This window comes from Pseudomonas sp. PvP028, from assembly GCF_017832255.1.
In the GTDB taxonomy this organism is placed as follows: Bacteria; Pseudomonadota; Gammaproteobacteria; order Pseudomonadales; family Pseudomonadaceae; genus Aquipseudomonas; species Aquipseudomonas syringae.
On sequence record NZ_JAFIBL010000001.1, the window covers coordinates 1,225,179 to 1,239,691 of the forward strand.

The 14,513-nt window shown below is 61.2% G+C and carries 10 protein-coding genes; 4 read left to right on the forward strand and 6 right to left on the reverse strand.

The window, feature by feature from the left end; translation table 11 throughout:
- Positions 1 to 327: 327 nt before the first annotated feature.
- Entirely contained in the window at positions 328 to 1,257 is a 930-nt protein-coding gene (locus JOE34_RS05495) for a glyoxylate/hydroxypyruvate reductase A (RefSeq protein ID WP_046266631.1), read from the reverse strand.
- A 286-nt stretch (positions 1,258 to 1,543) separates the two neighbouring features.
- Here JOE34_RS05495 and gabT point away from each other — a divergent pair, with 286 nt between their 5' ends.
- The 4 genes from gabT to JOE34_RS05515 all read left to right on the forward strand — a co-directional run bounded on the left by gabT (position 1,544) and on the right by JOE34_RS05515 (position 5,960).
- A complete protein-coding gene (gabT, locus tag JOE34_RS05500) occupies positions 1,544 to 2,848 on the forward strand; it encodes a 4-aminobutyrate--2-oxoglutarate transaminase (protein ID WP_003425770.1) in 1,305 nt (434 codons plus the stop codon).
- A gap of 81 nt (positions 2,849 to 2,929) precedes the next feature.
- Positions 2,930 to 3,586 carry a haloacid dehalogenase gene (locus JOE34_RS05505; RefSeq protein WP_003437305.1) on the forward strand — a complete coding sequence of 219 codons (657 nt, stop codon included), beginning with the start codon at positions 2,930 to 2,932 and terminating at the stop codon, positions 3,584 to 3,586.
- A 47-nt stretch (positions 3,587 to 3,633) separates the two neighbouring features.
- Positions 3,634 to 4,122, forward strand: coding sequence for an Lrp/AsnC family transcriptional regulator (locus JOE34_RS05510; protein ID WP_002555947.1), 489 nt, complete (start codon positions 3,634 to 3,636; stop codon positions 4,120 to 4,122).
- A gap of 341 nt (positions 4,123 to 4,463) precedes the next feature.
- The gene (locus JOE34_RS05515) at positions 4,464 to 5,960 is read left to right on the forward strand and encodes a methyl-accepting chemotaxis protein (RefSeq protein ID WP_046266612.1); all 1,497 of its coding nucleotides are present in this window, start codon (positions 4,464 to 4,466) and stop codon (positions 5,958 to 5,960) included.
- A 9-nt stretch (positions 5,961 to 5,969) separates the two neighbouring features.
- Here JOE34_RS05515 and JOE34_RS05520 read toward each other — a convergent pair whose 3' ends face one another.
- From JOE34_RS05520 to JOE34_RS05540, 5 genes are all read right to left on the reverse strand, one after another.
- Complete coding sequence (locus JOE34_RS05520; protein WP_046266611.1) at positions 5,970 to 7,553, reverse strand: ABC transporter ATP-binding protein; 1,584 nt, start codon at positions 7,551 to 7,553, stop codon at positions 5,970 to 5,972.
- A gap of 1 nt (position 7,554) precedes the next feature.
- On the reverse strand, positions 7,555 to 8,577 hold the full coding sequence (locus JOE34_RS05525; RefSeq protein ID WP_003437297.1) for an ABC transporter permease: 1,023 nt from the start codon (positions 8,575 to 8,577) through the stop codon (positions 7,555 to 7,557).
- Positions 8,577 to 9,644 (reverse strand): microcin C ABC transporter permease YejB, encoded by a 1,068-nt coding sequence (yejB, locus tag JOE34_RS05530; RefSeq protein WP_046266609.1) that lies wholly within the window; start codon positions 9,642 to 9,644, stop codon positions 8,577 to 8,579. Before yejB ends, JOE34_RS05525 begins: the two co-directional genes overlap by 1 nt.
- Before the next feature lies 1 nt (position 9,645).
- Complete coding sequence (locus JOE34_RS05535; RefSeq protein WP_046266608.1) at positions 9,646 to 11,529, reverse strand: extracellular solute-binding protein; 1,884 nt, start codon at positions 11,527 to 11,529, stop codon at positions 9,646 to 9,648.
- Positions 11,530 to 11,673: 144 nt separating this feature from the next.
- The gene (locus JOE34_RS05540) at positions 11,674 to 14,499 is read right to left on the reverse strand and encodes a TonB-dependent receptor (protein WP_003425754.1); all 2,826 of its coding nucleotides are present in this window, start codon (positions 14,497 to 14,499) and stop codon (positions 11,674 to 11,676) included.
- Positions 14,500 to 14,513 lie beyond the last annotated feature (14 nt).

Genomic DNA, 14,513 nt, shown 5'->3' on the forward strand with positions numbered 1-14,513 from the left:
GCCCGGTTCGCTCCTACGGCCTGCGGCCAGAATCAAAAGCAGACCGTATTCGCCTTGGCTTCTGCCCGAAGGGCGTAGGAGCGAACTTGTTCGCGAAGACTGGCATTCACACAACCTGGCTTGCGGACATAAAACGCCCGTTTTCGAGGATCAAAGCGCGAAGCGCGCAACCATGCCGTTGAGGTCAATTGCCAGGCGTGGCAGTTGAGGCAGCTTTCGCGAACAAGCGAAGCGTCGCCCGGTTCGCTCCTACGGCCTCCGGCCAGAATCAAAAGCAGACTTGTGTATGACGCTGGGTACGGAGCGTGGGAACGATAATCCAACGCATCAGTAACCCTGGCCGCGATCCACCTGTCCTTGCATCGCTTCACCACGTTCAAAGCGGCGGATGTTATCGAGCAGGCCAGGAAATGCGCTTTCCGGCTGGGTCATGGCCGCCACATGCGGGGTCAGCAGGATCTTCGGGTGGTTCCAGAACGGATGGTCGGCTGACGCTGGTTCCTGCTGCAGCACATCCAGCACTGCAGCGCTGAGTTGGCCGCTGTCCAGCGCTTCAATCAGATCCGCTTCCACCAGATGCCCACCACGGCCCATATTGATCAGTGCAGCACCTTCGGGCATCTGCTCGAAAAGCCGGCCATTGAGGATGCCTTCGGTCTGGCCAGTCAGCGGCAGGACACACAGCAAAATGTCGCACTGCCCCAGAAATGCGTCCAGTTGATCTTCCCCGGCATAGCACTGCACAGCGTCGATTCGATGCGCGCTGCGCGCCCAGCCCGACAGTTGGAAACCGAACGGTTTGAGGCTCGACAGAATATGCTGCGCCTGCAAGCCCAGCCCCATCACGCCGACTCGCCGTTGGTTCGCCGGTATCAGCGGGTGGGCTTTCCAGACGCCTTCAACCTGCTGCTGCCGATAACGCAGCATTTCCCGGTGCAGGCTCAGCACGGCAAAGGTTGCGTACTCACACATCCCGTGACTGATGCCAGGGTCCAGTAGACGCACCACCGGCAGTGCTTTCGGAATACGGCTCAGGTCCAGCTGGTCCACACCCGCCGACAGGGCAAACAGCACTTTCAGGTTGGGCAGCAGTTCCTGCAGATCATCGGGCGCCAGCCAGGCGCCCAGATAGTGGATGTCGGCCGGGTCGCCGATGTCTGGCCATACCCGCCATTCAATGTCTGGCGCGTGCTCGGCAAACAGGACGCGCCAGCGTTCGGCACGTGCGGGATCGGCTTTGTAGAGCAGGGCGGGCATGGGCATTTCCTGAGCATGAAAGATGAGCCCCATCATGCCGTAAAAGCAAAGCATGATCTGTCGAAAAGGACTGCTTCCAGGCCCCTCTAATGTCCGAAAAGCGCCGCTGCCCGGCAGATTGCATGGTGATTTGCGGGCATGAAGGAATCTGCCGTTTGCGAGGCGAAAAACAGTCGATATGGACATCTGAGGGGCGAAGTTCGGCGTAGATCATTTCGCTGAACGCTTAACCTGAACAACATCGCAGCCACCCCCGCCGGCTGCCTGGCCCATGATAGGTAAAACCATGAACAGCAAAGTCGACGACACCCCTCATCTGATCCGCCAGCGCGACCAGTTTGTGCCGCGTGGCATTGTCACGGCCCACCCGCTGGTCATCGACCGCGCCCAGGGTTCTGAATTGTGGGACGTCGATGGCAAGCGCTATCTGGATTTCGTCGGCGGTATCGGCGTGTTGAACATCGGCCACAACCACCCGAACGTGGTCGCGGCGATTCAGGCGCAGCTGACTAAAGTCACCCACGCCTGCTTTCAGGTGGCCTCCTACCAGCCCTATATCGATCTGGCCAAACGCTTGAGCCTGTTGATCGCAGGCCAGAGCGGTATCGATCACAAGGCCGTGCTTTTCACCTCCGGCGCCGAAGCCGTGGAAAACGCGGTGAAAATCGCCCGCGCCCACACCAATCGCCCGGCGATCATCTCGTTCCGGGGCGGCTTTCATGGCCGTACGCTGCTCGGCACCACGCTGACCGGCATGAGCCAGCCGTACAAACAGAATTTCGGCCCGATGGCCCCCGAAGTGTTCCACACGCCGTACCCGAACGAATACCGCGGCGTAACCACTGAAGTGGCGCTGGCGGCGTTGCACGAGCTGTTGGCCACTCAGGTCGCACCGGAGCGTGTGGCGGCGATTCTGATCGAGCCGATGCAGGGTGACGGCGGCTTCCTGACTGCGCCAGTCGAGTTCATGAAGGCCTTGCGTGCGCTGACCGAACAACACGGCATTGTGCTGATTGCCGATGAAATCCAGTCCGGTTTCGGGCGTACCGGCAAATGGTTTGGCTTCGAGCATTCGGGCATCCAGCCTGATCTGGTGACCGTGGCCAAGAGCCTCGCGGGCGGCATGCCGCTGTCGGGCGTGGTCGGGCGTGCCGAGATCATGGATGCACCGCTTCCGGGCGGCCTGGGCGGCACCTACGGCGGTAATGCCCTGTCCTGCGCCGCGGCACTGGCAGTGATCGACACGTATGAGCAAGAAAACCTGCTGGCGCGTGGCGAACAGCTGGGCAAACATCTGCGTGCGGGTCTGCTCGCGCTCAAAGAGCGTTACGCCTGCATTGGTGACGTGCGCGGCACCGGTTTCATGCTCGCCATGGAGATGGTCAAGAATGACGCAGCCCGCAGCCCGGACGCCGACCTCAACCAGAAGATCATCGACCAGGCGCGCCTCGGTGGCCTGCTGGTGATCAAGTGCGGCGTGTACCGCAACGTCCTGCGCTTCCTGGCCCCACTGGTGACCACCGAGCAGCAGATCGATGAAGCGCTGGGCATTCTCGACGCGGCCTTGGCACGAGTATTGAAGTCCAGCTGAGCGCAAGCGTGGTCGCGGCTGTCGTGAGACGCTGCGATCACCCGCGCCGGGTATCATTGTTGAATGGAGACGTTGCCTGCCATGGGGCTTATTGATTACCGCGCACTGCTGATCGATTGTGATGAAGTGCTGGTGGACCGTGATTCCGGTGTCTGGACGGCGTTGCAGCCGTTGCTGGACAACGGTCTGAACACACCCGGCAAAGACCAGGTACTCGCTGAATTCCATGATGTCATCCGCACGTTGTACCCGCGCTTTGACGAATTGGGTTTCAGCGGACTGTTGTGCTTTGCGCATCGCCAACTGGCCGAACGACTGGGGATCAAGGCGAGTTGGGAGGAAGGCATGAGTTTCGCCCGCTCGGTGCCGAACTGGACGCTGTTCGAGGATGCGCCCGGCGCGATGCTCTACCTGCGCAAGTTCTATCGATTGCTGGTGTACGCCGACCGGGATCTGCAGGATCGCGGTCTCCTGTGCGAGCGATTGGGGCTTGAGGCTGACAGTTTGCTGTCGTTGACCACGCACCCGCTGGACGACACGCGCTGGCTTGCCAAGATGGATCTGGACACCCGAGACACCTTGCTGGTTTCCCGCCCACCGGCCTCTGCTCCGGGCCTCGGCGGGCTGTGCCTGATCCGCCGCAGCCGCGAACAGCACAGCCAGCCCTGCGCCGCAGATATCTGCATCAACAGCATGGCGGATCTGGTTGCTCAGCATCAGCTGTCTTTACGGCGCTGATTTTGCTAGAAGGTAGGCACGGTGAATGGCAATACATGAGGTAGGTAATGGAAGGCTTGGTCAAACTGGATCGGATTGATATCAATATCCTGGTAGAACTCCAGAAAGACGGGCGCATGACCAACGTCAGCCTGGCCGATGCAGTCGGGCTTTCCGCGAGCCCTTGCCTGCAACGCGTCAAACGACTTGAGTCGGCGGGTTACATCTCCAGTTACAAGGCGCATCTTAATCTCGCGAAAATCACCGAATCGGTCACGGTGTTCACGGAAATCTCGCTCAGCGACCACAAGCGCGAAGACTTCGCCAAATTCGAAGCCAACATCCGCCACGTCGACGAAGTGCTGGAATGCCACCTGATCAGCGGCGGCTACGATTACCTAGTGCGCTTCATGACCCGCAGCATTCAGCATTATCAGGAAGTGATCGAAGAGCTGCTGGACAAAAACATCGGCATCTCCAAGTACTTCAGCTACATCGTCATCAAATCCCCAGTCATGAAAGACGGCGTACCGCTGCGCAAATTGCTGCGCCACTGAAATACCAGCCGGGAGAGGACGCTGAGCGTCCAGAACAGCATGCCCACGCTGGAGCATGGGCACGATAGCGTTCGCCCGGACGCCTCGCGCTACACCCGTTCCGCGACCTACCTGCTGACTATCGTTCCTCACGCTCCAGTGGAATGCCTGGCGTGACGCTCCGCGTCACAGATCTGCGCCGCACCGCATACGCAGCCGTGAATACCGGGCAAAGAATATGTATGTCTGAAATTCTGGCATAGGGCTACTATCCGGACGGCACTTTGGCCGGGCTTTTGCTCGTGCAGATTTGAAAACCGGCAGGAGCCCCTGTCGCCATGGATTTCAAAAGGATGTGTTCGATGCCCGTAGCCCCTCGTTTCCTTGACCATTACCGCAAGGCTGACCGGATCATGCTGGGTCTGATCTGGCTGTTGTTCATCTACGCGCTCGGGTTGGCGTTCTGGTTCGACACCTTCACCCAGGCAGTCGTCGTCGGTGGCGGCACCGCGGTGGTGCTGACCGGGCTGTATCGGGCCATCGGCGGCACCCGATTGATGCGTTGCTGTTTCGGGGTAGGCCTGATGGTCATGACCGCGCTGCACATCAATCAGGCCCACGGGCAGGTCGAGATACATTTCGGCATCTTCGTCCTGCTGGCAGTGCTTACCTTCTACCGCGACTGGCTGCCGATTCTGGTCGCTGCCGTCACCATCGCCCTCCACCACATCGGTTTCCATGCCCTGCAGCATTCCGGCTTCCCGGTGTATGTCATGCACCACGGCTTCGGCTGGAGCATGGTGCTTGTGCATGCGGTGTATGTGGTCGTTGAAAGCGCGATTCTGGTCTACCTCGCGGTACAGAACCAAGCCGAGGCGGTCGAGAATCAGGACATGCTGGACCGGATGCTGGCCACCACCAACCAGTTCTCTACTGATAGCCAGTCCAGCCAGCAGTCGGGCAAACATGTCTCGCTGGCGCAGCGGTTCGAGCAGTTTCTGGCGCAGATCACCGGCCTGGTCGACGGCGTGGTGCGTGACACTCGCGGGCTTGGCGAACTGGGTCATGACCTCGCCAAGGCCAGCAGTACGCTGGAAACCGGTGCACAGCATCAGCTCAGTGAAATCGCGCGCATGACCGGCGCGATGCAGCGCATGGGCGATGCCATGAACGATATCTCCAGCCACGTCGCGCAAGCCGTGCAGCGGGCCGGTGACGCCAGCGATCAGGTCGCTCACGGGCGCGACAGTGTCGACCGTGCGCAGAGCGAAATCACCCAGCTTGCCGCACGCATCACGACCACCGATGAGACCGTACAAGCTCTGGCCAACCAGTCAGAACAGATCGGCAAGGTACTGGACGTGATCGGCAGCATTGCCGAGCAGACCAACCTGCTGGCCCTCAACGCCGCGATCGAAGCCGCTCGCGCCGGTGAGCAGGGCCGAGGCTTTGCAGTGGTGGCCGATGAAGTGCGCAACCTGGCCCAACGCACAGCGTCGTCGACCAAGGAAATCCAGACCATCATCGAAGACCTGCAAAAAGGCAGTCGTCAGGCCGCTACGGCCATGAACGACAGCCTGCAGGGCGTCGGGCGTTGTGTCGAGGACAGCCAGCGCGCTTCGCAATCCCTGCGCGCAGTCGGCGAAGGGATCGGCCACATCACCCGGCTCAACGGCTTGATTGCCACGACGACCGAACAGCAGTCCGCCGTCAGCCGGGAAATGGCCGACCAGTTGCGCTCGGTGCAGACCATCGCCGAACACACCGCCGCCAATATCGGTGTGCTGGCGACCAGCAGCCAGAGCCTGTCACCACTGGCCATCCGCCTGGAAGCGCTGGGCCAGAGCTTTCACGCGTAGTTTTCGCGCTCAGGCAAACACCAGCCCCGACGAACGCAGCAGTTCCTGAGTGTAGGCCTGCTGCGGTGCGGCGAAGATCTCGCGGGACGGGCCCTGTTCGACGACCTTGCCGTCCTTGATGACGATCAGGTCATGGGCCAGGGCGTGAACCACCGCCAGGTCATGGCTGATAAACAGATACGTCAGGCCATGACGGATTTGCAGATCGCGCAGCAGGGCGACGATCTGCTTTTGCACGGTCCGGTCGAGCGCCGAGGTCGGCTCGTCGAGCAGGATCAGATCCGGTTCAAGCACCAGCGCCCGTGCGATGGAAATACGCTGGCGCTGACCGCCGGAAAACTCGTGCGGGTAACGATGCCGGGTGGCCGGGTCCAGGCCGACTTCCTGCAACACGCGGATCACGGTCTGTTCACGCTCTTTCGGCGTACCGATGTTGTGCGTCACCAGGCCCTCGGCAATGATCTGTTCCACAGTCATGCGCGGGCTGAGGCTGCCGAACGGGTCCTGAAACACCACCTGCAGTTGACGGCGCAACGGGCGCATCAGGTGCTGGCTGTGCAGGCTCAGTTCCTTGGTGCCGAAGCGGATGCTGCCCTCTGAATCGACCAGGCGCAAAATCGCCTGGCCCAGGGTCGATTTGCCCGAACCCGACTCGCCGACAATGCCCAGCGTCTTGCCTTTGAGCAGCTCGAAACTCACCCCGTCCACTGCCTTCACATACTGCGGCTCACGCTTGAACCAGGCCTTGCCCAGCGGGAACCAGACCTTCAGGTCCTGCACCGACAGCAGCGTGTTGCTGTGCGTAGACGGCACCGGTTCGCCATCCGGCTCGGCATTGATCAGCAGACGGCTGTAAGGGTGCTGCGGGCTGTCGAACAGGGTCTGGCAATCGGCCTGCTCGACAATCTCGCCCTCACGCATCACGCAGACTCGCTGGGCGATGCGCCGCACCAGATTGAGGTCGTGGCTGATCAACAGCAGCGACATGTTCAAGCGCTGTTGCAGGGACTTGAGCAACTCCAGAATCTTCACCTGCACGGTCACATCCAGCGCGGTAGTCGGCTCGTCGGCGATCAGCAGATCCGGCTCGTTGGCCAGCGCCATGGCAATCATGATGCGCTGCCGTTGCCCGCCCGACAGTTGATGCGGATACGCCTGGAGACGGGACAGCGGATCACGAATGCCGACCAGTTCCAGCAACTCCAGGGTACGGGTCAGCGCAGCCTTGCCCTTGAGGCCCTTGTGGGTCACGAGGATTTCGCCGATCTGTTTTTCGACCGTGTGCAGCGGGTTCAGCGAGCTCATGGGCTCCTGAAAAATCATCGCCACGCGGTTGCCGCGCAGGCTGCGCAACTGCTTGTCGCTGGCGCTGACCAGATCCAGCCCGTCGTAACGAATCGAGCCTTGCGTGCTGACGGTTTTCACCGGCAACAGGCGCAGAATCGAATGCGCCGTGACCGATTTGCCCGAGCCGGATTCGCCCACCAGCGCCAGGCACTCGCCACGGCGGATGTCGAGGCTGACGCCATGCACCACTTCGCGGCCGTTGAAGGCGACCCGCAGGTCGCGAATTTCAATCAGGTTGTCGTGCATGTCAGCTCCGAGGATCGAACGCGTCGCGGCAGGCTTCGCCGATGAACACCAGCAGAGAAAGAATCAAGGCCAGCACCACGAACGCGGTCAGCCCCAGCCAGGGTGCTTGCAGGTTGCGCTTGGCCTCGCCAATCAGCTCGCCCAGCGACGCACTGCCCGCCGGCATGCCGAAACCAAGAAAATCCAGCGCAGTGAGGGTGGCGATGGCGCCGGTGATGATGAACGGCAGGTAGGTCAGGGTACTGGTCATCGCGTTGGGCAGGATGTGTCGCCACATCAGCGCAGCGTCGGTCAGACCCAATGCGCGGGCAGCTTTGACGTACTCCAGATTGCGCCCACGCAGGAACTCGGCACGCACCACGTCCACCAGCGACAGCCAGGAGAACAGCGCCATGATCCCCAGCAGCCACCAGAAACTGGGCGACACAAAGCCGGACAGAATGATCAGCAGGTACAGCACCGGCAGCCCCGACCAGATCTCCTGAATGCGCTGGCCGATGAGGTCGGTCATGCCGCCGTAGTAACCCTGAATCGCCCCGGCACACACGCCGATCACCGTGCTGATCGCGGTCAGCAGCAGCGCGAACAGAATGGATATCCGCGCGCCGAACAGCACCCGCGCCAGCACATCACGGGCCTGCTCGTCCGTGCCCAGCCAGTTGATGTGGTCCGGCGGGCTGGGCGATGGCGCGTCCAGGTCATAGTTGATGGTGTCGTAGCTGAACGGTATCGGCGCGAACAGCATCCAGCCGTTTTTCGCCGCGATCAGCTTGCGCACATAGTCGCTGGCATAGTCCGGTTCGAAAGGCAGCTCGCCGCCGAAATCGGTTTCCATGTAGGTGTGCAGCACCGGGTAATACAGCTGCCCGTCGTAGCGGATCAGCAGCGGCTTGTCGTTGGCGATCAGTTCGCCGCACAGGCACACCAGCAGCAGGCCGATGAAGATCCACAGCGACCACCAACCGCGACGGTTGGCCTTGAACAGATCGAAGCGGCGCCGGGTCTGGGGAGAGAACTCGAACATCAGGCGCTCCTCGCGGAAAAGTCGATGCGTGGGTCGACCAGCGTGTAACACAGGTCACCGATCAGTTTGATCAGCAGGCCGAACAGCGTGAACAGAAACAGCGTGCCGAACACGATGGGGTAGTCGCGCGAGACCGCTGCTTCGTAACTCATGCGTCCCAAACCATCGAGGCCGAAGATGGTTTCGATCAGCAGCGAGCCGGCGAAGAACACTTCGATCAAGGCCTGTGGAATGCCGGCGATCACCAGCAACATGGCGTTGCGAAACACATGGCCGTACAGCACGCGGTGCTCGGTCAGGCCCTTGGCGCGCGCCGTGACCACGTACTGGCGGCTGATCTCGTTGAGAAAGCTGTTCTTGGTGAGGATGGTCAGCGTGGCGAACCCGCCGATCACCAGCGAACTGACCGGCAGCACCAGGTGCCACAGATAGTCCTTCACCTTGCCCCAGGTGCTCAGGCTGTCGAAGTTGTCCGAGAACAGCCCTTGCGCCGGAAACCAGCTCAGGTAACTGCCCCCGGCGAACACCACGATCAACAGAATGGCGAACAGAAACGCGGGCGTGGCGTAACCGATGATCACCAGCGTGCTGCTCCAGACATCGAACGCACTGCCATGCCGCACCGCCTTGCGAATGCCCAGCGGGATGGAAATCAGGTACGTGATCAGCGTCGCCCAAATCCCGAGGGACAGCGACACCGGCAGCTTTTGCGCGATCAGTTCGGTGACCGGTGCACCGCGGAAGAAGCTGGTGCCGAAATCCAGTTGTGCGTAGTTCTTGAGCATCAGCCACAGCCGTTCGTGCATCGGTTTGTCGAAACCGTAGTGTTGCTTGATCTGCTCGATCAGCGCCGGGTCCAGCCCGCGGGTGCTGCGGCTGGCGGTGCCGGAGGCAGCCACTTCGCCCCCGCCGCCGCCCAGACCGTTGGGGCTGAAGCCCTGAATGCGCGCGATGGCCTGCTCGACCGGTCCGCCTGGAGCGGCCTGCACGATCAGGAAATTCACAATCAGAATGGCCAGCAGCGTGGGAATGATCAGCAGCAGGCGTCGAATCACATAAGCCAGCATCTCAATACTCCTTGGCAGCGGCAGGTTTGCCGGTCAGCGCAGTGGCCTGAGCATTGGTCAGCGGCGTCGGGCTGATCTGCCACCAGGTTTCCAGGCCCACGTCATAGATCGGTGCCACATCCGGCATGCCGAAACGGTTGGCGAACACCAGCGGCGTGCCCTTGGAGTAGTAGTTGGGGATCATGTAGTAACCCCACTGCAGGACCCGATCCAGCGCCCGCGCGTAGAGCACCATGTCGTTGCGCGTATTGGCGCTGACCAGCCCGTCGATCAGCGTGTCCACCGCAGGATTGCGCAGCACCATGGCGTTGGAGCTGCCCACTTCGGTGGCGCTTTGCGAGCCATACAGGTTGTACAGCTCACGGCCTGGGGAAATGATCGGATTGCCGTTTTTCGGCAGGCTGACCACGATCATGTCGTAGTCCCGCGCATTGAGCCGGTTGATGTACTGCGCCGAATCGATGCGCAGAAAATCCAGCGTGATGCCGATCTGCGCCAGCGTACGCTTGAAGGGCAGGATCAGCCGGTCGAAGCCGCCCTGACCATCGAGAAAACTGAACACCATCGGCTCGCCCGCCGCGTTGACCAGCTTGTTGTCTTTCGGGTGCCAGCCGGCTTCGGCCAGCAGCTTGAGGGCCTGCAACTGCTTGTCACGGATGTAACCGCTGCCGTCGGTTTTCGGTGGCTGATAGACTTTGCTGAACACCTCGTCAGGGACCTGGCCGCGCAAGGGTTCGAGGATCTTCAGCTCGGCCGGGGTCGGTAGCTCGGTGGCGGCCATGTCGCTTTTCGGGAAGTAGCTTTGTTCACGCACGTAGAAATTGCGCATGACCCGGCGATTGATCCAGTCGAAATCCCACAGCAACGACAGCGCCTCGCGCACGCGGCGGTCCTTGAACATGGGCTTGTCCAGATTGAACACAAAGCCCTGCGCGGCGACCGGGCGTTGCGGTGCGAGGATGCGCTTTTGCAGGCGCCCGTCGTCAATCGCCGGGCCGCTGTAGCCGACCACGAAGCCTGAAGAAGAGAACTCGCGGTTGTAGTCGAACGTCCCGGCCTGCAGCAACTGGCGAGCGATCTCGGTGTCGCCGTAGTAGTTCACGGTGAGCGTGTCGAAGTTGTACAGACCACGGCTGACCGGCAGGTCCTTGCCCCACCAGTCCTTGACCCGTTCGAAGGTGACGCTGCGCCCGGCGTCAACCTTGGCGACGCGGTACGGCCCGTTGCCCAGCGGCGGTTCGAAACCGCCGCCGTTGGCGAAGTCGCGGGTCTTCCACCAGTGTTCGGGGAGGATGTGCAGGCTGGCAATGTCCAGCGCCAGCATGCGGTTGAGGTTGTTTTTGAAGTCGAAGCGAATCTGCAGCGGGCCTTCGATTGTCACCTCTTTGACGTCGGCGAACATCGGTCGATAGCTGAAGCTGCCCTTGGTGGTCATCAGCTCGAAGGTGTAGCGCACGTCTTCGGCGGTGACGGGCTTGCCGTCCTCGAAACGCGCCTTGGGGTTGAGGAAAAAACGAATCCACAGACCGTCCGGGTCCATCTCCATCTTTTCCGCGATCAGGCCATACACCGTGTACGGCTCATCCAGCGAGCGATAGGCCAGTGGCGAGTACACCCAGCTGTCGACCTCGCGCACATTGATGCCCTGATCGACGTAGGGATTGAGGTAATTGAACTGGCCGATTTCTTCCGCCGAGCGCGTCAGCGAGCCGCCTTTAGGGGCGTTCGGGTTGACGTAATCGAAGTGCTTAAAGCCAGCCGGGTATTTCGCCGCCTCGCCATAGACGGTCAAGGCGTGGGTCGGCGTCGCCAGCACGGTCTGCCAGCCACTGCACAGCGCAACACCCAGAAGCAGGCGCTGCAGAAAACGGTTAAAACGCGACATGGTAGGGCTTTCCTCGTGCGCACTGAATGACGGAACACTGCGAAAAAGCCCCCGGCCGGGGAAGGCGGATGAAACCTGGGCCGGAGGGGGCGAGCTCGCAATCTGACGTGGCCCACGGAGCGTGTATGGGCCACGTCGTCACACTCAGAAGTGGTAAGTCGCGCGGGCGAACAGGGTGCGGCCCAGCGGGTCGGCGTAACGAGGGTCATAGCCGGACTGGAAGTTGTAGGCCTGGTTGGAGAACGGCGGGTTGCGGTCGAACATATTGCGCACACCGGCGTCGATATCCAGCACCTTGTCGAAGGTATGACCCACCGACATGTCCCACAGCGCATACGACGCGACCCGCGCATTGGTGGTGCGGTCGTAGTCGTTGTAGCCGCTGGTGAAGCGGTTGGTGATGGAGGCGCGGGTATCGCCCAGTGCCCAGGTACCAGTCAGGACGTGTTTCCAGCGCGAAATCACGCCGTCGCCCTGGAAGTCGCCGACCTTGTCGGTGTACGGGCCGTCGATGATGTTCTGGAAGTCATACCGGGTGACGTAGGTGCCGGTCATGCCCAGACCGAACTGGCCGTAAGGCGTGTTCGGGAAGCGATAGTCGAGGGTTACGTCGACACCGCTGGTTTTGACGATGCCCAGGTTGGCGTTGCCGGTGACGATGTTGGCGATCGAACCGTCGGCAGCGCGCACGTAGCGGTCGGCGTAGGTGTTCGGGTCATCGAACACGGTCGACTCGGGGAACGCCTGGATCTGGTTGGAGATGTGAATCCACCAGAAATCCAGGCCCATCGACAGGTTGTTGACCGGCTGATAGACGAAGCCCAGGGTCATGTTGCGGGCTTTTTCCGGGGCCAGCTCGGTGTTGCCTCCGCCATTGTTGAGGAACTGCTGCTGGCAATCACGACCGGCGTTACCACCAGGCTGGACGACACCACCGGCACACAGCACCGGGTCGTTGTAATAGCCTTGGGTAAAGGTCGTACTACGCGGGGCATACAGTTCGTACAGCGAAGGTGCGCGAAAGCCTTCGCTGTAGGCACCACGGACAACCAGTTGCTTGAACGGCTGGTAGCGGAACGAGTATTTCGGGTTGGTGGTGCTGCCGAAGTCGCTGTATTTGTCGTGACGAACGGCGGCGGTCAGTTCAAGGCTGTCCAGCACGGGGACATTCAGTTCGGCGTATTCCGCTTTGACGCTCCTGTCACCTTCGACGCTGCCTGCGGCATCTGCGCCCAGACTGCTGACGTCGTTGACGAACGCTTCGTACTCTTGATGCATTTTCTCTTTTCGGTATTCGCCACCTAGCGCAATGCCGGCAGGGCCTGCACCGAACCAGTCACCGATTTCTCGGCTGATGCGCGCGTCCAGCCCGGCCACCCGGCCCACGGCGCTTGAGTACTGGCCATGGTATTGATTGGCGTCAATCAGCGCCTGACCGGCAGCGGTCTGCGGACCAAACGGATTGAGGGTGCCGTTGGCGAGGCCATTGAGCATTGCAGCATCGCTGATGTAACCATCGGTGAGTGATGACAACACTTTGTTCTGGTTGTAAGAAGCGCCAACGTTGTAGTCCCAGCCACCCACCAGACCGTCGAAGTTCAGCAGAAAACGCTGGCTGGTGTTTTGGTCGCTCGATCCGCGTGGGCCTGCTGCCGTTTCTCGCCAGGCGGTGCTGACCGGTTGCGTCGGGTCGAGGGTGAAATCGGTGGGGGCCGGAGTGATGCCGTTACCGGGATAGAAGGGTGACGACGAGTCCAGTGACAGCCCGGTGAGAGGCGCTGGCCCGATATCGGTATGGTTGTTGTTGCGGGCCCAGAAGTATTCGAGGCTGACGTTATGATCGTCGGCCAGCTTGCCGGTAGCCCTGCCGAAAAAAGAGGTCTTTTCGGTTTGCGGGATCAGGTCGATGTACTCGCGAGTACTGAATCGGCAGATGCCGTTGCTGGCTATCAGGCTGGGGCCGCTGCAGTTTCTGCCCAGCGGGTTGGCGGAGTTGTCGCCCTGAAAATAATTGCCGGGATATGCCGTCCCGGAGGTCTGGTTGAGACCGCGTCCCGGTACGTAATCCTTGGCAAACGAACGATCATTGGCGTCCAGATTCTGCTGCTTGTTGTAGTTGAAGACGCCCATCACGTTAAAGCGGTCTTCTTCCAGATCACCGAAGCCCCAGCTGGCACTCATGTCCTTGGTCGCACCGCCGCCACTGGCGGTCGGCGTCTCGCCACCGAGGGTCAGGCTGCCATCGGTCAGGGATTTTTTGGTGATGAAGTTGATCACACCACCGATGGCGTCGGTGCCGTACAGCGCCGAGGCACCGTCACGCAGCACTTCCACGCGGTCGATCGCAGCGAACGGGATCATGTTCAGGTCAATGGCGCTGCCGTTGGGCGTACCCACACCGGACAACGCATTGTTGGCCAGACGTCGGCCGTTGAGCAGCACCAGCGTCTTGTTCGCACCGATGCCGCGCATGTCGGCGAAGGAGGCGCCTCCTGTTCCGGCTCCGACCGAGCCAGCGCTGTTGTTGATCGACTGGCTGCCGGTGATGCGCTGGACCATTTCCTGGGTGGTGGTCACGCCCTGTTTCTTCAGGTCGTCGGCGCGCAGGATGGTAATCGGCACGGCGGTTTCGGCATCGACCCGGCGGATCGCCGAACCGGTGACTTCTACACGTTGCAGCTGGGTCGTGGCAGGCACAACCGCTGCGCTGGTGGACACGGCCGAGCCGCTGGTGTCTGCATCGACGGCGTCTGCCGCCTGGGCACCGCTCATGCCCATGGCCAATGCGCAGAGCAGGGCACGTGGATGACGCCGGACCGCGAGGGCCAGTGGTTTGAGGGTGCAACCGGGAAGATTCATCAGCATGGTTAGTTCCGACTTGATCCAGACATTATTGAAATGGCCTTGTGAGCCCTCTGTTCCCGACGCGGTTGTGCCGAGCGGGAGTTCCACTTCTTCTTTTTCCAGCAAGCCGCTCCCCTCCA

Bases quoted from the DNA above. Each gene is read 5' to 3' on its own strand.
- JOE34_RS05495 (WP_046266631.1), bottom strand. From the start codon at position 1,257: ATGCCCGCCCTGCTCTACAAAGCCGATCCCGCACGTGCCGAACGCTGG.
- gabT (WP_003425770.1), top strand. From the start codon at position 1,544: ATGAACAGCAAAGTCGACGACACCCCTCATCTGATCCGCCAGCGCGAC.
- JOE34_RS05505 (WP_003437305.1), top strand. From the start codon at position 2,930: ATGGGGCTTATTGATTACCGCGCACTGCTGATCGATTGTGATGAAGTG.
- JOE34_RS05510 (WP_002555947.1), top strand. From the start codon at position 3,634: ATGGAAGGCTTGGTCAAACTGGATCGGATTGATATCAATATCCTGGTA.
- JOE34_RS05515 (WP_046266612.1), top strand. From the start codon at position 4,464: ATGCCCGTAGCCCCTCGTTTCCTTGACCATTACCGCAAGGCTGACCGG.
- JOE34_RS05520 (WP_046266611.1), bottom strand. From the start codon at position 7,553: ATGCACGACAACCTGATTGAAATTCGCGACCTGCGGGTCGCCTTCAAC.
- JOE34_RS05525 (WP_003437297.1), bottom strand. From the start codon at position 8,577: ATGTTCGAGTTCTCTCCCCAGACCCGGCGCCGCTTCGATCTGTTCAAG.
- yejB (WP_046266609.1), bottom strand. From the start codon at position 9,644: ATGCTGGCTTATGTGATTCGACGCCTGCTGCTGATCATTCCCACGCTG.
- JOE34_RS05535 (WP_046266608.1), bottom strand. From the start codon at position 11,529: ATGTCGCGTTTTAACCGTTTTCTGCAGCGCCTGCTTCTGGGTGTTGCG.